The organism is Endomicrobium proavitum, from assembly GCF_001027545.1.
GTDB classification, from domain to species: Bacteria; Elusimicrobiota; Endomicrobiia; order Endomicrobiales; family Endomicrobiaceae; genus Endomicrobium; species Endomicrobium proavitum.
On sequence record NZ_CP009498.1, the window covers coordinates 1502902 to 1529093 of the forward strand.

The 26192-nt window shown below is 41.4% G+C and carries 20 protein-coding genes and 1 rRNA gene; 20 read left to right on the forward strand and 1 reads right to left on the reverse strand.

Annotation, left to right across the window (positions count from 1 at the left end; translation table 11 throughout):
- The first annotated feature begins 62 nt into the window (after positions 1-62).
- A complete protein-coding gene (locus Epro_RS06505; protein ID WP_144412059.1) occupies positions 63-2765 on the forward strand; it encodes a beta strand repeat-containing protein in 2703 nt (900 codons plus the stop codon).
- Positions 2766-2817: 52 nt separating this feature from the next.
- Positions 2818-3948, forward strand: a complete 1131-nt coding sequence (locus Epro_RS06510; protein WP_052571369.1) for a DNA recombination protein RmuC — start codon at positions 2818-2820, stop codon at positions 3946-3948.
- A 42-nt stretch (positions 3949-3990) separates the two neighbouring features.
- Here the strand turns inward: Epro_RS06510 and Epro_RS06515 are convergent, their stop codons facing one another.
- The gene (locus tag Epro_RS06515) at positions 3991-4725 is read right to left on the reverse strand and encodes a hypothetical protein (protein ID WP_052571371.1); all 735 of its coding nucleotides are present in this window, start codon (positions 4723-4725) and stop codon (positions 3991-3993) included.
- Between the two features lie 66 nt (positions 4726-4791).
- Here Epro_RS06515 and Epro_RS06520 point away from each other — a divergent pair, with 66 nt between their 5' ends.
- The 18 genes from Epro_RS06520 (at position 4792) to Epro_RS06605 (ending at position 26078) form a co-directional block, all read left to right on the forward strand.
- A complete protein-coding gene (locus Epro_RS06520; RefSeq protein ID WP_052571373.1) occupies positions 4792-5484 on the forward strand; it encodes an RNase H family protein in 693 nt (230 codons plus the stop codon).
- Between the two features lie 23 nt (positions 5485-5507).
- Entirely contained in the window at positions 5508-6059 is a 552-nt protein-coding gene (locus Epro_RS06525) for a helix-turn-helix domain-containing protein (RefSeq protein WP_052571375.1), read from the forward strand.
- Positions 6060-6082: 23 nt separating this feature from the next.
- Positions 6083-7741, forward strand: a complete 1659-nt coding sequence (locus Epro_RS06530) for an AMP-binding protein (RefSeq protein ID WP_052571377.1) — start codon at positions 6083-6085, stop codon at positions 7739-7741.
- Positions 7742-7884: 143 nt separating this feature from the next.
- Positions 7885-8895: a phosphate acetyltransferase gene (pta, locus tag Epro_RS06535; RefSeq protein ID WP_052571381.1), complete on the forward strand. Its 1011-nt coding sequence runs from the start codon at positions 7885-7887 to the stop codon at positions 8893-8895.
- A gap of 16 nt (positions 8896-8911) precedes the next feature.
- Positions 8912-9700: an amidohydrolase family protein gene (locus Epro_RS06540; protein WP_052571383.1), complete on the forward strand. Its 789-nt coding sequence runs from the start codon at positions 8912-8914 to the stop codon at positions 9698-9700.
- 82 nt (positions 9701-9782) lie between these two features.
- Positions 9783-10856, forward strand: coding sequence for a prephenate dehydratase (pheA, locus tag Epro_RS06545; protein WP_052571385.1), 1074 nt, complete (start codon positions 9783-9785; stop codon positions 10854-10856).
- Between the two features lie 12 nt (positions 10857-10868).
- Positions 10869-11990, forward strand: a complete 1122-nt coding sequence (hisC, locus tag Epro_RS06550; protein WP_052571387.1) for a histidinol-phosphate transaminase — start codon at positions 10869-10871, stop codon at positions 11988-11990.
- Between the two features lie 3 nt (positions 11991-11993).
- Positions 11994-13013: a 3-deoxy-7-phosphoheptulonate synthase gene (gene aroF, locus Epro_RS06555; protein WP_052571389.1), complete on the forward strand. Its 1020-nt coding sequence runs from the start codon at positions 11994-11996 to the stop codon at positions 13011-13013.
- Positions 13014-13133: 120 nt separating this feature from the next.
- Positions 13134-13958: a prephenate dehydrogenase gene (locus Epro_RS06560; RefSeq protein ID WP_052571391.1), complete on the forward strand. Its 825-nt coding sequence runs from the start codon at positions 13134-13136 to the stop codon at positions 13956-13958.
- Positions 13959-13963: 5 nt separating this feature from the next.
- Positions 13964-15244 carry a 3-phosphoshikimate 1-carboxyvinyltransferase gene (aroA, locus tag Epro_RS06565; RefSeq protein ID WP_052571394.1) on the forward strand — a complete coding sequence of 427 codons (1281 nt, stop codon included), beginning with the start codon at positions 13964-13966 and terminating at the stop codon, positions 15242-15244.
- The gene (locus tag Epro_RS06570) at positions 15235-15828 is read left to right on the forward strand and encodes a lysophospholipid acyltransferase family protein (RefSeq protein ID WP_082121527.1); all 594 of its coding nucleotides are present in this window, start codon (positions 15235-15237) and stop codon (positions 15826-15828) included. Before aroA ends, Epro_RS06570 begins: the two co-directional genes overlap by 10 nt.
- 1 nt (position 15829) lies before the next feature.
- Positions 15830-16693 carry a 4-hydroxy-3-methylbut-2-enyl diphosphate reductase gene (locus Epro_RS06575; RefSeq protein WP_052571395.1) on the forward strand — a complete coding sequence of 288 codons (864 nt, stop codon included), beginning with the start codon at positions 15830-15832 and terminating at the stop codon, positions 16691-16693.
- A 34-nt stretch (positions 16694-16727) separates the two neighbouring features.
- A complete protein-coding gene (locus tag Epro_RS06580) occupies positions 16728-18407 on the forward strand; it encodes a 30S ribosomal protein S1 (protein ID WP_052571397.1) in 1680 nt (559 codons plus the stop codon).
- Between the two features lie 235 nt (positions 18408-18642).
- Positions 18643-19068, forward strand: a complete 426-nt coding sequence (gene rplM / locus Epro_RS06585; protein WP_052571399.1) for a 50S ribosomal protein L13 — start codon at positions 18643-18645, stop codon at positions 19066-19068.
- Between the two features lie 46 nt (positions 19069-19114).
- Positions 19115-19510, forward strand: coding sequence for a 30S ribosomal protein S9 (gene rpsI / locus Epro_RS06590; RefSeq protein ID WP_052571401.1), 396 nt, complete (start codon positions 19115-19117; stop codon positions 19508-19510).
- 170 nt (positions 19511-19680) lie between these two features.
- Complete coding sequence (gene ppdK / locus Epro_RS06595) at positions 19681-22473, forward strand: pyruvate, phosphate dikinase (protein ID WP_052571403.1); 2793 nt, start codon at positions 19681-19683, stop codon at positions 22471-22473.
- Between the two features lie 247 nt (positions 22474-22720).
- Positions 22721-23905, forward strand: coding sequence for a T9SS type B sorting domain-containing protein (locus Epro_RS06600; RefSeq protein ID WP_144412060.1), 1185 nt, complete (start codon positions 22721-22723; stop codon positions 23903-23905).
- Positions 23906-24558: 653 nt separating this feature from the next.
- A 16S ribosomal RNA gene (locus Epro_RS06605) occupies positions 24559-26078 on the forward strand.
- Positions 26079-26192: the final 114 nt, after the last annotated feature.

Sequence of the window (26192 nt, forward strand, 5' to 3'; positions counted from 1 at the left end):
TCAAAAGCAAATCTGTTAGTGGAAAAATAATAACGGTTACAACGGAGGAACAAATGTCGTTTATGTTAAAAACACTCGGGTCTAAAGCATTTTCAGCAGCGGTATGTTTTCTATTTATGTTCTCTAATTTAAGTTTAGCAGGGCAATACATTGACCTAACAGGCAGTATTTCTTACGACGTCTATGGAAATGGCGACGAAGGAACGGGCGCGTTTCCAAGCGGCGGCGTAGCAGATTTGAAAGATCCAAACGGCAACACAGTAAATATAACCAATGTAACTACGCCCTCAATCGGTATTTATGCCGCTTTCTTTATGGAAAGCTATGTTGCTGCAATTCAAAAAGATATAAATGTAAATAATAATACGCTAACAATTAGCAACTCAATTTTTAACTACGTTGAAGCTTTCGGCGCTTACGCCGCTTTCATTGCCAGCGGTTCCGCCGCTTTTGTCGGGAATATATCCGCTACAAGAAACGCTGCCTCAATTAACAACTCAACTTTTGGCGATGCCAACGTTGGTGGAGTCATAGAATTTCGAATCTCCGACTCCGCTACTTTCACTGGAAGTATGTTCGCTACGGAGAACGTCATTTCAATTGACAACTCAACAGCCTTAAATAGCGCTTATGCTGTTGCTGTTACCGGCGTTGCCGGCACAGTCCGCAACACCGCCATTTTTACAGGAAACGTGTCCGCTATAGGGGACGCTATTTTAATTAATAATTCGGACTTTATTGGTTCTGTTGACGCTACGGCTGTCGCCAGATTTGCCGCCCATGACACAGCCGCTTTCGTTGGGGATGTATCAACTGTCAGAAACGTCATCGCAATTAATGATTCAACTTTTGACGCTGAGCTCAACGCTATTGTGGAAACCGGCGCCGAAGTCAACGGCTCCGCCGCTCTCACCGGAAACATATTTGCCGCCGGAAACATCATCTCAATTAACAACTCAACTGTCGCTGATGCCGAAATTGACATTAGCGCCTATACCGCGCCCAACGGCTCCGCCGCTACTACCGGGAATATATCTGCTGTAGGAAACGCCATCTCAATTGCAAATTCAACTTTTGACGCTGCCCCGCGCGCTTTCAAACTTATCGTTTCCGCCCGCGCCGTAGCCATTGGCGGCTCCGCCTCTTCCGCCGGGAACGTATCTGCTACAGGGAACGTTATTCAAATTGCCGACTCGGCTTTTAACAACAACTCTTCTATCGTCGGCGGCAACGCCGGCGCCGAAACCGACCTTGGCGCTACTTTTACCGGCGACTTATATGCAACAAACAATACGGTAAACATATCTGGCAATACAATATTTGCCGCAGGCAAAGACACAATTATTTACGGCGGATATGCTGTAAGAACCGGATACAACGGCACGCAATTTGCCGCTGACGGCACAACTAATTTTATAGACGATGCCTTTACCGGCAACACATTAAACCTGCGCACGAAAGGGTTGGTAGTATCAGGCGTGCAAAACTTTCAGAACTATAATTTTTACTTGCCTGATAATATAAACAACGGCGAAGCAATGATAACGGCAACGGACGGCAACGGGGAGAGCATAATAAACGCCTCTAAATCTAACGGCGCAATTAGACTTAGAGATGCAAATATTAAGGTATATACGGTAAATCCGTTAAACATAGGCGACAGATACGTTCTCATCAAAAGTTCGTCATACAATTTTGACGGAAGTCCAAGCGATGTGACGATTGCAAAAAACAAGTTAAAAATTTTTGAAGTTGGTTTATCAATAGACCCGGTAGGCAGCGGCGAAGAATTAGCGGTGGCAGTAACGGGCGTTAAAGTCAATCCGCAGAGCAAAGCGTTATCAGAGGAGCGCGTAGCCTCTATAGCGTTTATAGGGCAAGGCGCGGATTTAATAGCCGACAAAGCTTATGCATCTGCTGCAGCGTCTTTGAGTTCTATAAACTCGGGCAGATTTGCGCCGTTTATAGCTATATCCGGAGGTAAGTCTCGGTATAAAACGGGTTCGCACGCAGATATCAGCGGAGTAACTCTTGCGGCCGGGCTTGCCAAAGGTTTTGAGATAAAAAACGCAAGTATAACTGCCGGCGCATTTATAGAACACGGCAACGGGAAGTATGAAAGCTTAAATGCATTTAACAGTTCAGGAGTTAACGATGTATTTGCAAATGGAATAATGCAATACACTGGCGGAGGACTGTTTGGAAAAATTGATTTTAGGAACAATTTTTACGTTGAAGCGTCCGGAAGGGCAGGCGGAGCCGGCAGCAACTTTAACAGCGATAGCATAATTGACGCAACCACAGGGCTTAATGCGAATTACGATTACGAATCTATGTATTTTGGAGCGCACATTGGCGGAGGATACAATTATAAAATAAACGACAAGTTTGGTCTTAACGGCAGCGCAAAATATTTTTACGCGCAACAAGCGGGGAAAGATATAAGCACGGCGATGGGTGAAAAAGTAAAGTTTGCGGGTATAAATTCTCAAAGGGTAAAGATAGGAGCAAAGTTGGAATATGTAGCGGCCGAGAAAATAACGCCGTATATCGGCGGAGCGTTTGAGTATGAGTTAGCGGGGAAAGCCGACGCCAAGATTGAGGGTTTAAGCGTTGACGCTCCAAGTATAGAAGGTGCAAGCGGTATAGGAGAAATAGGAGTAAGCGGCAGCATTGGAAAATTTATAATAGATATTGGCGCCAAAGGATATGCAGGTGCGCGTCAAGGCGTAGAAGGAATGCTGAAAGCGAAGTTAACGATATAGCCCGTTGCCGTTAATTTCCATCCGCGCATATTAAAATAAAAAAGGGACGTAAATGAGTATTTTTATTGCAATTTCATGTTTTGTTTTCGGCGCGCTTTCGGCGGCGATTTTTTTTATTTACAAAAGTTCCGCCAAAACGCAAAAGATTAAAGATTTGCAGGAAGATATTCAAAAGCGGGCAAATCTTGAAGAATCTTTAAAAACCGAGTTTGAAAATATAGCGTCTAAAGTTTTAGAACAAAAAAATTCTAAAATTTCGGACTTAAATAAACAGGCGCTGGAAAACGTCGTTTCTCCGTTTAAAGAAAAAATAAAAGAGTTTCAGGATAAAGTTGAAAAAATTCACAACGACCAATCCCAGCAGCAAGCGGTTTTAAACAGCGAGCTTAAAAGACTTATGGAGCTTAACAAACAAGTAAGCGAAGAAGCCAATAATTTAGCGGAAGCTTTAAAAGGCGAAAATAAAATTCAGGGCAACTGGGGAGAGCTTAACATAGAAAGAATTTTTGAAGCCGCCGGCATGCTTAAGGGGACTCATTATGAGGCGCAAAAATCTTTTGCCGACGATAACGGCAGAAAAATTCCGGACTACATAGTAAATCTTCCCGAAGGGAAGCATATAGTTGTAGATTCTAAAACGTCTCTTACGGCTTACGAGAAATATTTTAACGCTGAAAATGCCGACGATAAAAAAGTTTTTTTAAAAGAGCATATATCAAGCATAAAAAAACATATAGACGAACTTTCCGGAAAAAATTATCAGGATTTGGAAGAATTAAACCAGCCGGATTATATTTTAATGTTTGTTCCCGTTGACGCGGCCGCCGCGCTTGCCATGCGCGAAGATTCTAATCTTGCGGAATACGCGTTTAAAAAGCATGTGGTTATAACTACCCCGTCAACTTTTCTTGCAACGTTAAAAATTATATCTTACATGTGGCGTCAGGAAAACCAGAAAAAAAACGTTTTGGAAATTGCAAAACAAGGCGGGCTTTTATACGACAGATTTGTTGATTTTGTTCAGGTTTTGGAAGATACCGACGAGCTTATAGGCAAAGCTAAAAGTAAAACCGAAGAAGCCAAAAGAAAACTTTCTAACCCTGACAGGAAAGGCGACAGCCTTATAGGAAGAGCCGAAAAACTCAAAGAACTCGGCGCGCCTGTGAAGAAACAATTGAAATAAGAGGGTGGGAGGGTGAGAAGGTAAGAGAATAGGTAACGACTTTCAATTCTGTTGCTTATCTTCTTGCCCTCCTATCCTCTTATCATCATTTAGTTTTTCGTAAAAAACAGCTGCGGATATCAATGCGAGCGGGGCGGAAATTATAAGGCCAAGTCCTAACGGAATAATTCCTGCAATAATCAACGCAAAACACAGCCACACAAATATTAAACACGACGGCAAACGCTTAATTGCAAGCGCGTAAGATTTTTTGAATATATCTAAAATTTTGTCATCTTTATTTTCAACGGTCATAAATAAAACAGGCAAAAAAATTACCGAAGTAAATGAAACTGCAGCCGCCGACAAAGCGAAAGTAAACGCCAAAACAATGAAATTTCCGCCTAAAATTTTTACCGGAAGAGAACCTGTTATAGCCAAAGCTAAAACGGTTGCCGCAATTATAATCGCAGCGGCTCCCAGAAAATTTAAATATTCGTTTAAACCGGTTTTTAAAATTTCCCGCGCGGATAAAACTTGTCCGGAAATAATTTTTAACGTCGCTTTAACATATACGTTAAGCGCGTAAACGCCAAACAGAGCGCAAAGAATAAATAACAATCCGAAAAGCGCATTGCCAATATAAGCTATAGTTTGCAAAGCTATTGCAAGCCAAAGCAGGGTAATAAATATTGCGCCTACCGCCAAAGGGAAAACTATGAAAAAAACTTTGTTTGTTTTGAAAATTTCCCAAGCTCGGTTAAAAACAGCCTGAACGTTAAAGTTTATTTGTTGCATATGCGCTCCCTGTAAGATTTATTGTTATTCTACTAAATTTAACCGGAAAAATGGTATAATTCCAAAATGACGCTCTGTAAAGACGAACTTCAAAAAAAAGCGCAGGAACTTTGCGCCGCGCTTAAAATAGATAATATTGAAGCTAAATTCAGCAATGAAAGTTTCAGAGATTATCTCGTTGTTTTAGAGTTGGCGCGCGGCGCCGGCAAACTTTCGCTTTACTATAAACCTTCGGCTAAAACTTATTCTTTAAAGAAAAAAATAACCGATAAAAATATTGAAGCGGCTATAAACAAAATCTGGGACAGTCTTACCGGCGTAAAAACTTACGCCGCCGCAAGCGGTATTTACGAAGCTTTTGTTGACGGGTCTTTTATCGGCGGCGCGGTTGGTTACGGCGCAGTAATTTATCTTGGCGACGAAGTTAAGGCGGAACTTTCGGGAACTATTGAAGATGTTCAGTTCAGACAGTTCGGCGGCGAGCTTAAATCCGTTATAGAAACTTTAAAATGGTGCGAAAAAAATAATGTTGCGCGCGTAAGAATAAACTACGATTACGAAGGTATAGAAAAATTTGCTACAGGCGTTTGGCAGCCGAAAAATGATTTATCCAAAGAATACGCGCAGTTTGTTAAAAATTCAAAAATAGCTTTACAGTGGCGCCACATAAAAAGCCACACCGGCAACTCAAAAAATGATTTTGCCGATAAACTTGCAAAAGAAGCGGCGCTTTCGGCAGCAAAAAATATTTTAATATAATAATGTAATTTTGCGGAGGATACATGAGCCAAGAACTAAAACAAATCGGCGTGCGAATTAAAACCATGAGAGAAATTTCAGGATTATCTCCCGCCGATTTTGCAAAAAGCATCGGACTTGACGAACAAACGTACTTCAAGTATGAAGAAGGCAAAGCGGATATTCCCGTAAGCGTGTTGTCGGCGATTTCTTCAAAGTATAATGTTGAAGTTACGTCTTTGCTTACAGGCGGAGAACCGCGCCTTTCAAGAATTAACGTTGTGCGTAAAGGCAAGGGCTTGAGCATTGAAAGAAGAAAAGAATATAAATATCAGGATTTGGCTTTTAATTTTCAGCATAAAAAAGCCGAAGTTTTTTTAGTAACCGCCGAACCGAAAAATATTGAACCCACACACGCGTACGCGCATTTGGGACAGGAGTTTAACTATATTATAGAAGGAACCTTAAAATTAATTTTTGACGGCAAAGAATACGTTTTGGAAGAGGGCGATTCCGTCTATTTTGACGCAACGCGTAAACACACAATGGCGGCTGTCGGCGACAAACCTGCAAAATTTATAGCCGTAGTATTATAAAAATTTAAATACGGAGCAAAAAAATGTTAGTGGATAAATATACAAAATCAAGTTACGAGTCGTATGAAGATTTTTTGGAAAACTGTAAAATAAAAGTTCCGGATAATTTTAATTTCGGGTTTGACATAGTTGACGTTACCGCCGATGCAACGCCAAATAAAAAAGCCATGATTTGGTGTAACGAAGAAGGCGATGAAAGAACCTTTACTTTTGACGATATAAAAAGACAAAGCAACAAAGCGGCAAATTTTTTTAAAGCTCTCGGCATAAAAAAAGGCGACGCCGTTATGCTTATGCTTAAAAGACGTTTTGAATATTGGTTTTGCATTGTTGCCCTGCACAAAATAGGCGCAATAGCAATTCCCGCGACGCACTTGTTGAAAGTTAAAGACATAAAATACAGAGTTGAATCTGCGGATATTAAAATGATACTTTCCGCCGCCGAGCCGAGAATTACGGACGTTGTTGACGAGGCGAAAAAAGATTTGCCCGGTCTTAAACATTTAGTTTCAATTCACGGTAAAGTTGACGGCTGGTTGGAATACAATAAAGAAATAGAAAAATATTCCGACGTTTTCCCAAGACCTGCGGGAAAAGACGCAACTGTAAACGACGACATTATGCTTTTGTATTTTACCTCGGGCACAACGGGAATGCCAAAAATGGTATGCCACGACAACACTTACCCGTTAGGGCATATTCTAACCGCAAGATTTTGGCAGAATTTAGACGATACAAGCATACATCTTACGGTTGCGGATACCGGCTGGGCAAAAACGGCGTGGGGAAAAATATACGGACAATGGATTTGCGGGGCATGTCTTTTCACATACGATTTTGAAAGATTTCACCCGAAAGATTTAATGGAAAAATTAGCAAAACACGGCGTAACGTCTTTTTGCGCGCCGCCCACGGTTTACAGGCATTTAATTAAAGAAGACATTTCAAAATACGATTTGTCTAAATTGAAATACGCGGAAACTGCCGGCGAGCCGTTAAATCCGGAAGTTTTCCATCAATTTAAAAAAGCAACGGGGCTTGAACTTAAAGAAGGTTTCGGTCAAACCGAAACCGTAGTTTTTGCCGCAACTTTCCCGTGGATAGAACCAAGGCTCGGTTCAATGGGAAAACCCGCCGCGGGCTGGGACGTTGACATTGTTGACGACGAAAATAATCCCTGCGAAGCCGGAGAAGAAGGACATTTTGTTATAAGAACCGGGAAATCAAAACCCGTCGGGCTTTTTCACGGATATTACAGAGACGAAGCCCTTTTAAAAAGCGTTTGGAGCAACGGAATATACGATACCGGCGACGTAGCTTTTAAAGACGAAGACGGATACCTGTGGTTTGTGGGGCGTTCCGACGATGTTATAAAAAGTTCCGGATATAGAATTGGGCCTTTTGAAGTTGAAAGCGCTTTAATTGAACACCCTTGCGTTTTGGAATGCGCAATTACCGGCGTTCCCGACGATGAAAGAGGCGCGGTTGTAAAAGCCACGGTGGTTCTTGCAAAGGGATACGAGCCCAGCGATAAACTTATAGCCGAACTTCAGGAGCATGTTAAAAAAGTTACCGCTCCGTATAAATATCCCAGAATAATTGAATTTGTAAAAGAACTTCCAAAAACCATAAGCGGAAAAATCCGCCGAGTAGAAATTCGCGAAACAGACAGCAATAAATAATAAAACTGCAGATTCTGAAACAAGCTCAAAATGACAGCTTGAGTGTTTCTGTATGTCTTATGATGTTACCTTGAGGGCAATTGCCCTTCAGGGTCTGCGGTTGTCGTTTTCATAAATAAAAGATAAAACTTTCAGGAGATATTATGGACATCAGAAACCACATTCTTAATCTTGCAAAAAAAATTAACGGAACAGTTATTCTTCCGGAAAGCGCCGACGCCAGAGTTTTAACTGCGGCGCAATTGCTTGTTAAAGAAGGCATTGCAAAAGTTGTTTTGCCGGCTCAAGACGTTGAAGCCGTTAAAAAAGCGGCGGCAGACGCAAACGTAGATATTTCAAAAATGGAAGTTGTAAAAATAGACCGCGCGCTTCTTGACGAAAAAAAAGTGGAAGCTTTTGTGGCGGCTCGTTCAAAAAAAGGAATGACGCCCGAAGACGCTCTCAAACTTTTAAATCATCCTTTATATTTTTCCATGATGTATTTGAAAAGCGGCAAAGCCAACGCCTGCGTTTGCGGCGCGGTTTATGATACCGCCGACGTTTTGCGTTCAAGCATTCACGTTGTCGGCACCGCCGAGGGTATTAAATACGTTTCGTCTTACTTTTTAATGATTCCTCCGGAAGGTCATAAAGTTGTTAAAGAACCTGTTTTGTTTGCCGATTGCGGAGTAAATCCGGATCCTGACGCGCTTGGATTAAAAGATATTTCGGTTTCAACCGCGCAAAACTTTAAAAAGCTTTTCCCGAACAGAAACGCAAATGTCGCTCTTTTGTCTTTTTCAACAAAAGGCAGCGCAAAAAATCAGATGCTTCAAAAAGTTATAGACGCAACGCATCTTTTAAAAGAACATTTTAAAGACGATAAAACCGTTAACGTTGACGGGGAACTTCAGTTTGACGCCGCAATTATGCCCGAAGTAGGCAAAAGAAAAGCGCCGGATTCCGCAGTTGCAGGCAAGGCTAATATTTTTGTTTTTCCCGATTTAAACGCAGGAAATATAGGTTATAAAATGGCGGAGCGTTTGGGCGAGTTTCAGGCGTTGGGTCCTATAATTCAAGGGCTTGCTCTTCCCGTAAGCGATTTAAGCCGCGGTTCAAAAGCCGACGACATTTATTTGGTTTCGGCAATAATGCTTTTACAGAGCGGAAAATAAAATATAAGGTTTTAAAATGGAAATAATAGATTCTCACACGCACGCTTATCCGGAAAAAGTTGTAGAAAGAGCAAAGGAAAATCTTCAAAAATCTTTCAGCCGCCAAATGATAACAATGCCGGTGTTAGATAATTTGTATAAATATATGGATGAAGCCGGCATATCAAAAAGCGTCATTGCGTCGGTGGCTTCCCGCCCCGATCAAGTGCTTTCCATTAATAACTGGCTTTTTTCAATAAAAGATCCGCGCGTTATTGCTTTTGCGTCCATGCATCCGTATTTTGCCGGTTTTAAAGAAGAGCTGAAAAGAATAAAAGACAACGCTTCGGGAATAAAGCTTCAATCCGAATTTCAGCTTTTTTTTGTTGACGAAGAAAAAGCTTTTCCTATGTATGAAGAGCTTCAAAAACTTGAAATTCCGGTTTTGTTTCATTGCGGCGTAGAATTAAGTTCTCCGGGCGCGGTGCGTTCTTCCCCTGAGAGAATTTTAAATGTAATGAATAAATTTCCGCATCTTAAAATTATAGGCGCGCACATGGGCGGCTATTTGCTGTGGGAAGATTCTTTGGAAAAACTTGCCGGAAAAAATATTTATTTTGACACTTCGGACAGCGTAGGCAACATGCCGCCGGAACTGTTGGATAAATTTTTTGCAAAACACGGTTACGATAAAATTTTGTTCGGTTCGGACTTTCCTCTTGAAATTCCTAAAAAGGAAGTTGACGCCGTTAAAGCGTTAAATATATCGCAGGAAAACAAAGAAAAAATCTTCGCTAAAAACATAAAAAACCTTTTGAAAATCTGATTGAATAAATCCGTTGCCTTTGATATAATATAACAAAAGTATTCCCCTTGGTAGTAAGGGGTTATTTTTATTGGGAAAATTTATGAAAACAAATTTGGCGGTTGTAAGAAAAAACATAGATAAAACAGACAGAGAAATTGCGCGGCTTTTAAATAAAAGAGCGCGCCTTGCTCTTGATGTCGGTAAAGTTAAAGGTAAAACCGGCAAAGCCGTTTATGTGCCTTCGCGCGAAAAAGAAGTTTTAAAAAATGTGCTTTCGGCGTTAAAAAAATCTAAACCGGTTTTAAGCTTGCAGGCTATAGAAGATATTTATACGGAAATAATCAGCGCGTGCAGAAATCTTGAAACTCCTACGAAAATCGCTTTTTTAGGTCCGTGGGCTACGTTTACGCATCAGGCGGCAATGAAAAAGTTCGGCTCGTCGGGAAACTTTGTTCCGTGCGCCACTCCCGGTGAAGTTTTAGACGATGTTGAAAAAGGGCGTTCTGATTTCGGCGTGGTGCCCGTGGAAAATTCCAACGAGGGTTCCGTAAACGTTACGCTTGACATGCTTGTTGAAACGGAACTTGCCGTTTGCGGCGAAATAAGCTTGAAAATAGAACAGTGCTTTTTGGTAAAAGACCCGAAAGCGAAAATTTTAAGAATTTATTCTCATTCTCACGCTCTTGCCCAGTGCAGAACGTGGCTTTTAAGAAATTATCCCGACGCGGAACTTATATCTGTTTCTTCCACCGCGGAAGCCGCAAAAATGGCCGTTAAAGAAACGCATGCCGCGGCTGTAGCGTCTGAAGCGGCTGCCAAAATTTACGATTTGTTCGTTATAGAAAAAGGCATACAAGACAGCAAACAAAATTTCACAAGATTTTTTGTTATAGGCAAAATTGCCGCCCGCCCGAGCGGGAAAGATAAAACAAGTCTTGTATTTATGATAAAAGACAAGCCGGGCGCGCTTCATAAAATTTTGGAAAGTTTTGAAAAAAATAAAATTAATCTTACAAAAATTCAGTCGCGCCCTACAAAAAAGAAAGCGTGGGAATATATGTTTTTTGTGGATTTAGAAGGACATGTTGAAGATAAAAACGTAGCAAAAGCGATTAAGGCGCTAAAAGACGAAAGTATATTTGTAAAAATTCTTGGTTCATATCCGGTTAATTAGGAGCAACAAAAAATGGATATAAAAAAAATAATAAGAAAAAGCTGCATAGGCTTTGAGCCTTATGTGGCAGGCAAACCGGTAGAAACTCTTAAAAGAGAGCTTGGAATAAAAAATATTGTAAAGCTTGCTTCTAACGAAAACCCTCTCGGTCCGTCGCCAAAAGCAATTAAAGCTATAAAAGATAATTTAAATAAAATATTTTTTTATCCCGATTCAAACTCTTACGAATTGAAAAAAGCGTTGTCGGAGCGATATAGACTGCCGGTCGGTAATATTTTTACCGGAGCCGGCGGCGATGAAATAATAGAACTTGTTGCAAAATTGTTCTTTAACTCAAGCGACGAAATAGTAATATCAAAACACGCTTTTATAAGATACGCCATGGCAGTGCAGCTAATGGGTTCAAAAGCCGTTATTGTGCCGATGAAAGACGGATATTCGCACGATTTAAAGGCAATGTTTAAAGCCGTTACGCCAAAAACGAAAGCTGTTTTTATAACAAACCCGAATAATCCTACGGGCACGTATAACACAAAAGCGGAGTTGTCGGCTTTCTTAAAAGCGCTTCCAAAAAATTCAAACGGAGTAAAGCCGCTTGTAATTTTAGACGAAGCGTATTTTGAATACGCAAAATTAAAAAAAGATTATCCCGACGGGCTTGAGTTTTTGAAAGATAATCCGAATTTAATAGTTTTTAGAACGTTTTCAAAAGTTTACGCGCTTGCGGGGCTTAGAGTTGGTTACGGGTTTGCAAATGAAGTTGTCGTAGATTTTATAGAAAGAACGCGTCCTCCGTTTAACGTAAATTTGTTGGCGCAAGCGGCTGCCGTTGCAAGCATAAAAGACGGCGCACAGGTAAAAAAAGGTCAAACGCTTGCGAAAAAAGAAAAAGAATATTTATATAAAGAGTTTAAAAAGCTCGGCGTAAAATATTTAGATTCGGCGGCAAATTTTATTTTGTTTAACTCGTCTCCGCTTAAAGGAAAAGAGTTGTTTGCAAAAATGCTTGGCGAAGGCGTTATAACAAGAGCCATGGACGAATACGAACTTTCAAGCTGGGTGCGCGTAACCGTTGGTTTGCACAAAGAAAACGAATTATTTGTAAAAAAACTTAAAAAAATTATGGGGAAATAGAATATGATTATTACATTAAAAACAGGCGTAAAACAAAAAGAAGTCAACGCGGTAATAGATAAAATAAAATCGCTCGGCTACAAGCCGCACGTTTCAAAAGGTAAAGACGTAACCATTATAGGAATGATTGGCGAATACGCCGAGAAATATAAAGATTCTTTTGAAGCCATGGACGCTGTTGAACATATCAGCGAAATTCAAAAACCTTACAAGCTTGCTTCGCGCGAATTTAAAAAATCAAACACTGTAATTAAAGTAAGCCGCGGCGTTGAAATAGGCGCAAAGAAAATTCACGTTATGGCGGGGCCTTGCGCAATTGAAAGCAAAGAGCTTATGTTCGGCACCGCAAAAATTGTAAAAGACGCCGGCGCAACAATATTGCGCGGCGGCGCGTTTAAGCCGAGAAGTTCGCCCTACGCTTTTCAGGGGCTTGGCGAAAAAGGTTTAAAATATATTGAAGCCGCAGGCGAAAAATTTCATATGCCTACAATCAGCGAAGCAATGAGCGTAGAGCAGGTTGAGCTTCTTTCAAAATACTGCGACATAATTCAGATAGGCGCAAGAAATATTCAAAATTACGATTTGCTTAAAGCCGCCGGAAAACAAAAAAAGCCCGTCCTGTTAAAAAGAGGTATGGCTACAACCGTGAAAGAACTTTTGCTTTCCGCGGAATATATTCTCTCGCAGGGCAATTACAACGTTATGCTTTGCGAAAGAGGCATAAGAACGTTTGAAGATTCCACAAGGTTTACCATGGATTTAAACGCGGTTCCCGTGCTTAAAAAACTTACGCACTTGCCGATAATTTTAGACCCTTCGCACGGCATCGGCATAAGGGAACACGTCGGAACAATGGCGAAAGCTTGCGTAGCCGTAGGCGCCGACGGCTTAATTTTAGAAGTTCATCCGCATCCGGAAGAAGCTCTTTCCGACGGGCCTCAAAGTTTGCTGCCCGATCAGTTTGCGGCATTGATGAAAGAACTTGATCTTGTGGCTAAAGCCGTAGGAAGAGAAATACTATAACTACAAAGCGGAAAGCGAGAAGTTGAAAGCGTAATTAACGACACAAAGCTTGTCGCTATGAACTTGTTTTAGAACCTGCGGTTAGTTGTAGCGTTATTTACTTTAAACAAGAGACTAACTTTGAATAAAAAAATAGAAGTAACAATTATAGGGCTTGGGCAGATAGGCGCTTCTTTGGGGCTTGCTTTAAAGAAGCGCGCTGCCAAGCGCTATAATGTAACGGGCGTCGCCCGACGTAAAGAAGTTTTGAAAACCGCTCTCAAAATAGGCGCCGTGGACATTGCGTCGTTATCTTTTGACATTGCAAAAACCGCCGATATTATTGTTGTGTGCACTCCGGTAGATACAATCAGCGAAATCTATAAAAAATTATTATCCATAGTAAAAGCAAATGCAATTATTACGGATGTCGGCAGCATAAAAACATTTGCCCGAAAAGAAATTCCAAAATCTAAAACAGCCGCATTTGTCGGCGGACACCCGATGGCGGGAAAAGAAAATAACGGCATACAATCCGCGGATGCAAATATGTTTGCGGGAGCAAAATTTATAATGACCGGCAATAACGCTAAAACAGTTGAAAATAAAGTCGCAAATATGTGGAAATCGGCGGGAGCCAAAATAATAAAAATGGACGCCTCGGCGCACGACGGGCTGGTTGCGCTTACAAGCCATTTGCCGCACGTTATAGCGTTTTCGTTAAATAAAGTTTACAAAGATGTTAAGAAAAAAAATAAAAATATAGATTTGCTTGCGGCGGGGTCTTTTAAAAGCGCGACAAGAGTTGCAAATTCAAGCGCAAATATGTGGGCTCCCGTTTTGTCGGCAAATAATAAAAACGTAATTAAACATTTAGACGCTTTTATAAAAGAGCTAAATGCTTTCAAAAAAATTTTAAAAAATAAAAATAAAACAAAGCGGAAAATATTGCAAACGCAAAAGTAATAAAAATGGAAATAAAATTAAATAAAGCCTGCAAAATAGAAGGAACCGTAGAAATTCCCGCGGACAAATCTATAACCCACCGCGCGGTTATGTTGTCTTCTCTTGCTTCGGGCGGTTCCGTTATAAAAAATTATCTTCCGTCCGACGATTGTCTTAGAACTATTGCCGCTTTTGAGCAGATGGGCGCAAAAATAAAAACCGAAGGTTCGGCTCTTTACATTGACGGAGCGGGGCTTAAACTTCAAAAACCTCAAAAAGAAATATACGCTGGAAATTCGGGAACTACAACAAGACTTTTATGCGGAATTCTTGCAGGACAAAATTTTGAAAGCGTTATAACCGGCGACGAAAGCCTTTCAAAAAGACCAATGCAAAGAGTAATAGAACCTCTTTCGCAGATGGGCGCAAAAATAAATTCAAACAGCGGAAAGCTGCCTTTAGTTATAAAAGGAGCAAGTCCGCTAAAAGCAATAAAATATACAAGCGATAAATCCAGCGCGCAGGTAAAATCAGCGGTTTTATTTGCCGGGCTTTACGCTAACGCGGCAACAACTTACAGCGAGCCCGTAAAATCGCGCGATCATTCCGAAAGAATGTTTCAGGCTTACGGAGCAAAAGTTGAAGTTGCGGCAAACAGCGTTACCGTTTATCCGGCGGAAAAATTAAACGCTCAAAACATAACGGTTCCGGGAGATATTTCGTCGGCCGCTTTTTTTATAGCCGCTGCGCTTATAGTGCCTAATTCAAAATTAACAATAACAAACGTCGGAATAAATCCTACAAGAGACGGTATTTTGGAAGTGTTAAAAAAAATGGGCGCCGATATTTCTATTGAAAATATTCGCGATGTTTCCGGCGAGCCGGTTGCGGATATAATTGTGCGATATTCAAAACTTAAAGCCGTAAATATCGGCGCGGACATAATTCCGAGAATGGTTGACGAAGTTCCCGTTTTTGCTCTTATTGCGGCGCATGCCGAGGGTATTACGAAAATTACCGGCGCAAAAGAGCTGCGAGTAAAAGAAAGCGACAGAATATCCGCAATAAAAGGGCAGCTTTCAAAAATGGGCGCGCATATTGAAGAACTTGAAGACGGTTTTATAATAGAAGGAAACGGCGCAGAACTTTCCGGCGCTACCGTAAATTCTTTTTACGATCACAGAATAGCAATGACGCTTGCGGTGGCTTCTTTAGTTGCAAACGGCGAAACCGTAATAAAAGATTGCGAATGCGTAGATATTTCTTTTCCGAGCTTTTTTGAGGTTTTAAAAAAAATATGCAGGTAAAAGAAAAAGCTCCCGTTTTGTTTATAATCGGAAGAACTTTATTTAAAATAATGTTTCTTGTTTTTTACAGAACTCGCGTTGAAGGAAAAGGAAATATTCCGGCGTCGGGCGGCGTAATAATGGCGCCAAACCACACAAGTTTTTTTGATCCGCCTTTAACGGCGTCTATGATGAAACGCCCTTTAAATTTTATGGCAAAACAGGAATTGTTTAACGTTCCGGTTTTGGGTTTTCTTATAAAAAAAACAAATGCGTTTGCGGTTAAACGCGGCGTTATGGATATGCAGGCAATGCGCAACGCTTTTAAAATTTTGCAAAATGGGCACGCGCTTTTAATGTTTCCCGAAGGCACGCGCTCCAAAGACGGCAATTTGGGAAAAGCCCGCGCAGGGGCGGGCATGGTTGCGTGCAGCGCGCAGGTTCCGTTAATTCCCGTGAAAATAGAAAACACAAATAAAATGTCCAAGTTTAAAAAAATAACTATAAAATACGGCGCGCCGATATATCCGCCGAAAGATTTTACAAAAGACGATTACATTAAACTGTCGCAGAAAGTTTTAGACGAAATTTCAAAGATGAAATAATATGAAAAAAATTAAAATTGCGGATAAATCAGGGTTTTGTTTCGGAGTTAAAAGAGCTATAGATCTTGCAGAGGGAACGTTGGGCGCAAATAAAAAAGTTTATACTTTGGGACCTATAATTCACAATCCGCAGGAAGTTAAAAGACTTGAGCAAGAGGGAATTAAAACTTTAGATAATCCGCAGAAAATTAAAAGCGGAATAATAGTTTTGCGCACGCACGGCATACCGTTGCAGCTGCATGAAAAACTTCAAAATAAAAAAAATATTAAAATTATAGACGCAACTTGCCCGTTTGTTAAAAGGGCTCAAGACATAGTAAAAGATTTAAGCGCGAAAAATGAAACTGTTGTTATAGTGGGAGAAAAGCTGCACCCTGAAGTTGCGGCGTTGGTTTCTTACGGCGCGGGAAAAAGTTTTGTTGTTGAAAATCCGAAAGAAGCCAAAAATCTTAAAATAGATAAAAATGTTAAAATAAACGTTGTAAGCCAAACTACGCAAACGCCTGAAAATTTTAACAGCGTCGTAAAAGAATTAAAAAAACATTTTACCGTAAAAGTTTTTAACACTATATGCAAAGCAACGCTTGATAGGCAGCAGTCCGCGGAACGCCTTGCAAAAAAAACGGACTTAATGATAGTTGTCGGCGGGAAAAATTCCGGAAACACCGCAAGGCTTACGCAGATTTGTTCGGATTTTACTAAAACGCGCCACATAGAAACAGTCGGCGATATAAAAAAAGATTGGTTTAAAAATGCCGATAAAATAGGAGTTACGGCCGGAGCGTCAACTCCGGGCTGGATAATAAAACAAGTTAAGGAGGAAATAGAAAAACAGTTAAAAGTTTGCAAAAAATCGGGACGATGAAAAATAAAATATTTAAATATTAGGAGTATTCCCAATGACCGTTAACAATGCGGATAAAACAATAACGCAGTTTGAAGAAACAGACGAAACAAGCATGGCAGATTTAATGAAAGAGTACGACCATCTCGGAAATTTAAGCGTAGGCAGAGAAATTGAAGTTTCAATAGTCGCGCAAAACGAAGACGGTTTTTTGGCGGATTTAGGCATAAAATCCGAAGGGCTCATTCCTAAAAAAGAGTTCGGCGAAGGCGCGGTTTTGCCGCCGGAACTTGCCGTAGGGAAAAAAGTAAAAGTTAGAGTTGTAAGCCTTAAAGGTCAGCCGATACTTTCTTATAAAGCAATTGCCGAAAGAGCAAAATGGGACGACATTGAAAAACTTGTCGCCGAAGGCAAACACGTTCGCGGAACAATAATTAAAATCGTTAAAAGCGGTTTTATTGCAGATATCGGCGTTAACGCGTTTTTGCATATTTCGCAGGTTGACAGCGTTTTCGTAAAAGAGCCCGAGCAATACGTAGGCAAATCTTATGAATTTGCCGTAACGGAGTTTGATAAAAGAGCAGGTAAAGTTTCCCTGTCGCGCAGAAAAATTCTTGACGACGCAAAAGCCGTTAAGAAAGAAGCTCTTTTAAAAACCATATCCGAAGGACAAATTATAGATGGAACGGTTTCAAGAATTACAACTTTCGGAGCTTTTGTGGATTTGGGCGGAGTTGACGGTCTTTTGCATATCGGCGAAATTGCGTGGTATAAGGTAAAAAAAGTTGAAGACTTGCTTAAAGTAGGTCAAAGCATACGCGTGCAAATTTCAAAAATTTCTCCCGATGGTAAAATTGGGCTTAGCATGAAAAGTTTATCTACAAATCCTTGGGACTGCATTTGCGAAAAATTTCCGGAAGGGCTTGTTTTGCAGGGAAAAGTTACTTCTATTACCGATTACGGAGCGTTTGTGGAACTTGAGCCCGGCGTTGAAGGTCTTCTGCACTCTTCGGAATACGCATGGAACGACAGCGAAGCCGCGTTTAAGAAAAACGTAAAAAAAGGTCAGGAAATAGAAGTAAAAATAATTAACGTTGACGCTGAAAATAAAAAAATATCTCTATCCGTAAAAAAAATAGGGTCTAACCCGTGGGACGACGCTTTTACTCATTACGCCCCGGGAACGAAAGTTAAAGGCGTGGTTGGCAATTTAATGCCGTTTGGCGCGTTTGTAAAATTGCCGGAAGGCATAGAAGGGCTTGTTCACATAAGCGATTTTTCATGGACGCAAAAAGTTAACCGCCCCGAAGATTTTGTGAAAAAAGGCGACGAAGTTGAAGTTGTAGTTTTAGAAGTTAATCCGAAAACGGAAAAAATTTCTCTTTCGCTTAAACACGTTTTGCAGGATCCCTATAAAAAATATAAAACCGGCGCAATTGTAAAAGGAAAAGTTATCAGAACTTCCGATTTCGGCGCTTTCATAGAACTTGAGCCGGGCGTTGAAGCTTTAATAAAAAACGCCAGACCGTCCGCTGCCGATGCGGAAAAAACTCCGACAGTTTTAAAAGAGGGCGACGAAGTTGAAGCTAAAGTCGTAAAGTCGGATTCCAAAGAAAGAAAAATAGAAGCTTCCATTAAAAAACTTGAGCAAGAAAGAGAAAAAGAACTTGTAAAACAATATGCCAACCAAGACGATAAGTTAACGCTCGGCGAAATTCTAACGGAAGACGAATAAAAAGGTAAAGTGACACGAAGTGTCATCTCTGAATGCCTTAATTTGGGATCCATTTTACTAAATAAACAGTTGTGTTCATTTACGCTTTCGGTTTTATAGTTGTAAATTTGCTTTTTTTGTAAAAATCATATACAATACTTGCTCTTGCATATTAGAAAGCCGCGCTACTCTGCTGCCCCGCAGAAATTTTATTGGTTTTCAATATCAAAGATATAAACAGGACGGATTTATAAAGATGAGTAAAACTTATTTACCGGCAATTGACGCAATTGAAAGAAAGTGGCATTTAATAGATGCCGACGGAAAAGTCTTAGGAAGACTTGCCGTGCAGATAGCAGACATTTTAAGAGGCAAAAAGAAAGTTATCTATACAAACCATATAGATTGCGGAGATTTTGTTATTGTAACTAATGCTGCCAAAATAGTTTTGACAGGTAAAAAACTTGACCAGAAAACCTATTTCACCTATTCCGGATATCCGGGCGGAGCAAAGTTTAAGCCTTATTCTGTTTTAATGCAGGAAGCTCCTGAAAAAGCGTTGTTTGCGGCGGTTAAAGGCATGTTGCCTAAAAACAAACTTGCGGACAAACAGCTTAAAAGACTTAAAGTTTTCAGAGATGCAAACCACGATCACGGCGCTCAGCTTGCCGCGGCGAAGTAGTTTATAAGCAATAAGCAAAGGTTTATATTTAAATAAAGAGGAAAAAATGAGTAAAGTTTCTTATGTCAGCAAAGGACGCAGAAAAAATGCCATTGCCCGCGTAAGCATTTCAAAAGGCAGCGGAAATGTAATTATTAATGAAAAAACCGTAGATGAATATTTCGGCGGTCTTGAAAGAAATAAAAAAGTTGCGCTTAAGCCTCTTACGGTTTGGAGCGGCGCAAAAAGTTATGATTATTACGTCAATGCGGCAGGCGGCGGAGTAAGCGGACAAGCAGGCGCGGTAAGCCATTCTATAGCAAGAGCAATTCTTACTATTGATGATACTGCAAGAGTAATTCTTAAAAAAGAAGGGCTTTTAACCAGAGATTCCAGAATGGTTGAAAGAAAGAAGCCCGGAAGACCGAAAGCAAGAAAGCGCTTCCAGTTTTCAAAACGTTAATACACAATATATATCAATATCAAAAGCTCCCTGCCGGTTTTGGCAGGGAGCTTTTTTTGTTTGACTTTACGGGAAGTAAATTAGTAAAATCTACAAGTTGATGCTGAACCTTCCTTGAATATAAATTGCATATATGTGTCATCAAATTTTGTAAAAAAGGAGAGCCACAAATGCCTAAATACGTGTATTTTTTCGGAGGCGGCAAAGCTGACGGCGACGGAAGCATGAGAAACTTGCTCGGAGGTAAAGGAGCAAATCTCGCAGAAATGGCAGGGCACAAAAATCTTAAACTCCCCGTTCCCCCCGGATTTACAATTACCACAGAAGTTTGCACATATTATTACGACCACGGCAGAAAATACCCGAAAGAGCTTGAGAAGCAAGTTGTAACGGCAATGAAAGGCGTAGAAAAAGTTATAGGCAAAAAATTCGGCGACACAAAAAATCCTCTTTTGGTGTCGGTGCGTTCCGGCGCAAGAAGTTCAATGCCGGGCATGATGGAAACTGTTTTAAACGTAGGTCTTACCACAAAAACCATTCCCGCTCTTATCGCAAAAACCAACAATGAAAGATTTGTTTACGACGCATACAGAAGACTTATAATGATGTACTCCGACGTTGTTATGGAAAAAGGCGCAGGTATTGAACCTAAAGACGACGAAGGAATTCGCAAACAGCTTGAAAGAATAATGGACGCAAAGAAAAAGGAAAGAGGCGTAAGTCTTGACACGGAACTTACATCCCAAGACCTTAAAGATTTGGCTGAAGCCTTTAAAATAAAAGTTAAAGAAGTTCTCGGAACAGATTTTCCTGACGACCCGTACAAACAGGTTTGGGGCGGCATCAGCGCAGTTTTTGCATCGTGGAACGGCAAACGCGCAATAGCTTACAGAAAAATTGAAGGCATTCCCGACGCATGGGGAACCGCCGTCAACGTTCAGGCAATGGTTTTTGGAAACATGGGCAACACTTCCGCAACCGGCGTTGCTTTCTCAAGAAACCCCGGAAACGGCGACCCCAGATTTTACGGCGAATATTTGGTAAACGCTCAGGGCGAAGACGTTGTAGCCGGCACAAGAACGCCCGCTCCTATTAACGAAGCCGCAACAAGCGAGCACAATAAAAATGAAGTAACTTTAGAAACCTTTATGCCTAAACCGTATAAAGAATTGTTTGCAATTCAAAAAAGACTTGAAAAACATTACAGAGATATGCAGGATATAGAATTTACAATTGAAGACGGAAAACTTTGGATGCTTCAGTGCCGCAACGGAAAAAGAAACGGTCCCGCCGCGGTTAGAATGGCGTTGGACATGGTAAAAGAAAAACTTATAACCAAAGAAGAAGCGGTTTTAAGAGTAACGCCGGCGCAGCTTGACGAGCTTTTGCATCCTATTATAGATCCTAATGCGGAAAAAACGGCTGTGATTTTGGCAAAAGGTTTGCCTGCAGGGCCCGGAGGCGCAAGCGGAGTTGTTGTGTTTTCTTCCGAAGACGCTATCGCCGCAGACGCTGAAGGCAAAAAAGTTATTTTGGTTAGAGAAGAAACAAATCCCGAAGACGTAGAAGGCATGAGAGCGGCGCAGGCAATTCTTACAGCCCGCGGCGGTATGACTTCGCACGCGGCTCTTGTAGCCCGCGGCTGGGGAAAATGCTGTATAGTGGGCGCAGCTGCAATTTCCGTAGATTTAAATTCAAAGAGCATGAAAATAGGCGACAGAATATTTAAAGAGGGCGACTGGATTACCCTCAACGGAACAAAAGGAAACGTTTACGAAGGCAAACTCGCAATGGTTGACGCAACGGAAAATTCGCTTCTTTTTGAGTTCTTAAAAGTTTGCGACGGCGTTAAAGTTCTTAAAGTGCGCACAAACGCGGACACTCCTGCGGACGCAAGAAAAGCAAAAACGTTCGGCGCGGAAGGTATAGGACTTTTCAGAACCGAGCATATGTTCTACGGAGAAAATTCCGAAAAGCCGCTTTTTGCTTTAAGAAAAATGATAGCCTCAAGCACAACGGAAGAAAGAAAAAAAGCATTAGACGAACTTTTCCCGTTTTTCAAAGAAGCCCTCAAAGGCACTCTTGAAGCCATGGACGGCTACCCTGTAACCGTCAGGCTTTTAGATCCGCCGCTTCACGAATTTATTCCAAGAGACGTTGCCGCGCAGAAAGATATTGCCGACAGTATCGGAATATCTATTGAAGAGTTCCAAAAGAGAGCCGACAAACTTCACGAAACAAACCCCATGATGGGACACCGCGGAGTTCGTCTTGGCATAACGTATCCTGAAATTACGCAAATGCAGGTTCGCGCAATTTTGGAAGTAAGCGCGGAACTTATAAACGCCGGCAAAAAAGTTCAGCCGGAAATTATGATACCTGTAACCTGTTCGGTAAACGAACTTAAAGATCAAAAAGCAATTATTGACGCCGTCTATAAAGAAGTTGTGGAAAAAACCGGCGTAAAAAAATTGCAGTATTCGCTTGGCACGATGATAGAAATTCCAAGAGCCGCTCTTCTTGCAGACCAAATGGCGGAAGTTGCGGACTTCTTCTCTTTCGGCACCAACGATTTAACACAAATGAGTTTTGGTTTCTCAAGAGACGATGTAGGCGCTTTTATGGGCGACTACTTAAATAAAAAAATTCTTGCCGACGATCCTTTCCAAACTCTTGATACCGAAGGCGTAGGACAATTAATTGCTTACGCGGTAGAACTCGGAAGAGACGTAAAACCCGCAATGAAAATCGGCATCTGCGGCGAACACGGCGGAGACGCAAAATCCGTAGAGTTCTGCCACAGTGTGGGAATGACTTACACTTCCTGCTCGCCTTTTAGAGTTCCAATAGCAAGACTTGCCGCCGCCCAAGCAGCAGTTAAAGAAAAAAATGCCGCCGGCGCAGCAAAATCAAAAAAATCCGCACCTGCAAAAAAGAAAGCCAAAAAAGCTAAAAAGAAATAAAAGTTGAAGTGTCGGCATGGCGGGAATATGCTCGGATTTTTATTTAGATGTTCCGTCCTGATGACACTCAAAATAGAATAAACAAGAGGATTGCAAAAAATATTTTGCGATCCTCTTGTTTTTAAATGCCGTTAATTCCGCTTAAAAAAAGGGATTGCGCACAGCGGCAAAGTATTTTGCCGTTGCCGTTTTTGTTTCCTACAAACCCGTTGTCAAAATTCAGAATTTATGTTATGTTATAAACAATATGAAAAACTTATTACTTGCATTGTCTTTTGTATTGACAATTGCCTGCACAACCGTTTTTGCTCAAAATAACCAAAATGCTCCCAAGCAACAGGAGCAGCCGTTGATGACGGTAGAAATTCAAAATAACGCATTCTCAACTTCCGCAAAAACAAAAGAAGGCGTAATAATTATTCCGCAGATTTTATCTTCCGAAACGGTTAAATCGTGGACGTTTGTAATAAAAGATTCAAAAGACGAAATAATAAAATCTCTCAACGGAACAAAAAGCCTTCCGCAAAGATTTGTATGGAAAGGGTTTGACGACAATAATATATCCGTGGCGGAAGGACAGTATTTCGTTCGTCTTTCGGTGGAAATAGAAAGAGGTTTCCTCGTATTTGAAAGTTCAAACGTATTTATAGACGTTACGCCCCCTCTTATTTCTTTAAGAACCGCCGACGACATATATTTTATAGAAGAAAGCGGCAAGCTAAATAAAAAAATTAACATTCACTTAAATTACAGCGACGACCATGGCATAAACCCTCAAGCCAGCGGAGTAGTTATAGTTAACGCTTATAAAGTTCCGGTTAAAAGAATATATTTTTCAAGTTCAAGCATAATTCCTGATTTTATATCGTGGGACGGTAAAGACGATATTTACGGAACGGTTGTTCCTCCGGGAAATTACAGAATAGCTTTTCTTGTTTCAGACAAATCGGGAAATAAAGAGCAGGTAAAATCCGTAATTACGGTTCTCGGGACTCCTCGCGAAACCGACGACAAAGAAAAAGAGTTCGCAATAGCCCGCGATAACCGCGGACTGTTAATGAAAATATCCGCAGGCGATTTATTTAATATTCAAGACGCGGGATTTGTTTTCGGCGCGGAAAAAATTCTAAACGAAGCCGTTGAAACAATAAAAATGTTTCCGGAAAAAACTTCCGTGGTAAACGTTTATTCCAGTTCTGCCGCGGTATCTGCCGCGCGCGCCGAAGCCGTCGTCAACTTTTTAGTTGACCGCGGAGCGCAGAGAGAAAAAATTATTTACAACGGATATGAAAACTTTATGGTTCCCTCAGGCGACGCCGCTAAAGACGGCAACGCCGTTGAGATAATAGTGCTTAAAGGCAAAGAGTCATCGTCGGCGGCAGAAGACGCTTTCTTTAAAGTTGACACTCCGGTTTACGACGAGATTTTCTAATACTTGACAAATTTCGGCGTTTGTGGTATAACATTGCTCCGGTTGAAAAAAAGATCTTTTGAAAATAAAAAACGCTTGACAAGAATTTTGCAATAATATATACTTGTCGGGCTCAAGAAAAAACGCTTGACAAAGTTTTTAAAAGTTTGATATAACAATCGCCGCAACATATATTTAGAGTTCTTTAAAAAAAGTACTTGACAAAAAAATTAGAATCATATATACTAATCAGGCTGCAAAAAAATACTTGACAAAAATTTTTAAATGTTGTTAAATAGTCAGGCTTTAAGTAACAGTTCTTTTTGTTTCTAATAAACGCAGCAGCAATCTTCCATATTAAGTGTAATCGGAAGTTTTAAGGGTTATTAAGACTCCTTCCAAAAAAAGGACACCCCAATTAATTATTAATAGAACAAATAAAAACACTTTGCTTTAGAAAAAGCAATAAGCAAAGGTGATAATATTTTTCTCTGTCAAAAAGACGGAGACAGTTCTTTGAAAACTAAATAACACGCAGACAAGCGCCTCATAAAAGAGGCAATCATGTAATTCAAGGGTCATTTGTAAAAATCAATTCCAATAAAAGCCGCAAGGTTTTTATTGAAAAGAGTAGTATCAGTAATTAAGAGCTTATAACAAATCTCTATAAATTTTTTATGGAGAGTTTGATCCTGGCTCAGAGTGAACGCTGGCGGCGTGCCTAACACATGCAAGTTGAGCGAAGTTTTGCAGAGTATCGCAGAATTTAGCGGCAAACGGGTGAGTAACACGTGGGAAACCTCCCTCAAAATGGGGAATATCTCCGAGAAATCGGAGTCAATACCGCATAAGACCACAGATTGGCATCAATCAGGGGTCAAAGCAGTAATGCGTTTTGAGATGGTCCTGCGGCCTATCAGCTAGTTGGCGGGGTAACGGCCCACCAAGGCTAAGACGGGTATCCGGCCTGAAAGGGTGAACGGACACACTGGAACTGAGACACGGTCCAGACTCCTACGGGAGGCAGCAGTGGGGAATTTTGGACAATGGGGGAAACCCTGATCCAGCGACGCCGCGTGGAGGACGAAGGCCTTCGGGTTGTAAACTCCTTTTAGTGGGGAAGAATAAATTGACGGTACCCACAGAAAAAGCCACGGCTAACTACGTGCCAGCAGCCGCGGTAATACGTAGGTGGCGAGCGTTACTCGGAATTACTAGGCGTAAAGCGTATGTAGGCGGTCGGATAAGTCTTCAGTGAAATTTCTCGGCTCAACCGGGAAAGGCTTGAGGATACTGTTCGGCTTGAGTGTGGCAGGGGGAAACGGAATTCCTGGTGTAGCGGTGAAATGCGTAGATATCAGGAGGAACACCGATGGCGAAAGCAGTTTCCTGGGCCAATACTGACGCTAATGTACGAAAGCTAGGGTAGCAAACAGGATTAGATACCCTGGTAGTCCTAGCTGTAAACGATGTTCACTAGATGTGGGAGGTATCGACCCCTTCCGCGTCGACGCTAACGCATTAAGTGAACCGCCTGGGGAGTACGGCCGCAAGGTTGAAACTCAAAGGAATTGACGGGGGCCCGCACAAGCGGTGGAGTATGTGGTTTAATTCGACGCAACGCGAAAAACCTTACCTGGGCTTGAACTGTTAGTGGTAGAAACCGGAAACGGCTACGACCCGCAAGGGAGCTAACAGAGGTGCTGCATGGCTGTCGTCAGCTCGTGTCGTGAGATGTTGGGTTAAGTCCCGCAACGAGCGCAACCCTTATCCCATGTTACCTGTAGCAATACAGGGTCTCTGAGGAAACTGCCATTGATAAAATGGAGGAAGGTGGGGACGACGTCAAGTCATCATGGCCTTTATGTCCAGGGCTACACACGTACTACAATGGTCGGTACAGAGGGCAGCGAGACCGCAAGGTGGAGCAAATCCCTAAAAGCCGGCCTCAGTTCAGATTGTGGGCTGCAATTCGCCCACATGAAGTAGGAATCGCTAGTAATCGCAGATCAGCAGGCTGCGGTGAATACGTTCCCGGGCCTTGTACACACCGCCCGTCACACCACGAAAGTCAGTCATAACAGAAGTCGTTGAGCTAACCGCAAGGAGGCAGGCGCCTAAGTTATGGTTGGTGATTGGGGTGAAGTCGTAACAAGGTAGCCGTACGAGAACGTGCGGCTGGATCACCTCCTTTATAAGGAGTAAACATACGTAAAACCTTCGGGTTTTCGGGATGTTAACGGTCGTCTCTTGAATTACACATTCGGGGTTGACCTTTTTTACGGGGCGTTTATTTGTGTGTTATTTA

Coding starts and splice junctions, on each gene's coding strand:
- Epro_RS06505 (WP_144412059.1), top strand. CDS start 63: ATGTTAAAAACACTCGGGTCTAAAGCATTTTCAGCAGCGGTATGTTTT.
- Epro_RS06510 (WP_052571369.1), top strand. CDS start 2,818: ATGAGTATTTTTATTGCAATTTCATGTTTTGTTTTCGGCGCGCTTTCG.
- Epro_RS06515 (WP_052571371.1), bottom strand. CDS start 4,725: ATGCAACAAATAAACTTTAACGTTCAGGCTGTTTTTAACCGAGCTTGG.
- Epro_RS06520 (WP_052571373.1), top strand. CDS start 4,792: ATGACGCTCTGTAAAGACGAACTTCAAAAAAAAGCGCAGGAACTTTGC.
- Epro_RS06525 (WP_052571375.1), top strand. CDS start 5,508: ATGAGCCAAGAACTAAAACAAATCGGCGTGCGAATTAAAACCATGAGA.
- Epro_RS06530 (WP_052571377.1), top strand. CDS start 6,083: ATGTTAGTGGATAAATATACAAAATCAAGTTACGAGTCGTATGAAGAT.
- pta (WP_052571381.1), top strand. CDS start 7,885: ATGGACATCAGAAACCACATTCTTAATCTTGCAAAAAAAATTAACGGA.
- Epro_RS06540 (WP_052571383.1), top strand. CDS start 8,912: ATGGAAATAATAGATTCTCACACGCACGCTTATCCGGAAAAAGTTGTA.
- pheA (WP_052571385.1), top strand. CDS start 9,783: ATGAAAACAAATTTGGCGGTTGTAAGAAAAAACATAGATAAAACAGAC.
- hisC (WP_052571387.1), top strand. CDS start 10,869: ATGGATATAAAAAAAATAATAAGAAAAAGCTGCATAGGCTTTGAGCCT.
- aroF (WP_052571389.1), top strand. CDS start 11,994: ATGATTATTACATTAAAAACAGGCGTAAAACAAAAAGAAGTCAACGCG.
- aroA (WP_052571394.1), top strand. CDS start 13,964: ATGGAAATAAAATTAAATAAAGCCTGCAAAATAGAAGGAACCGTAGAA.
- Epro_RS06570 (WP_082121527.1), top strand. CDS start 15,235: ATGCAGGTAAAAGAAAAAGCTCCCGTTTTGTTTATAATCGGAAGAACT.
- Epro_RS06575 (WP_052571395.1), top strand. CDS start 15,830: ATGAAAAAAATTAAAATTGCGGATAAATCAGGGTTTTGTTTCGGAGTT.
- Epro_RS06580 (WP_052571397.1), top strand. CDS start 16,728: ATGACCGTTAACAATGCGGATAAAACAATAACGCAGTTTGAAGAAACA.
- rplM (WP_052571399.1), top strand. CDS start 18,643: ATGAGTAAAACTTATTTACCGGCAATTGACGCAATTGAAAGAAAGTGG.
- rpsI (WP_052571401.1), top strand. CDS start 19,115: ATGAGTAAAGTTTCTTATGTCAGCAAAGGACGCAGAAAAAATGCCATT.
- ppdK (WP_052571403.1), top strand. CDS start 19,681: ATGCCTAAATACGTGTATTTTTTCGGAGGCGGCAAAGCTGACGGCGAC.
- Epro_RS06600 (WP_144412060.1), top strand. CDS start 22,721: ATGAAAAACTTATTACTTGCATTGTCTTTTGTATTGACAATTGCCTGC.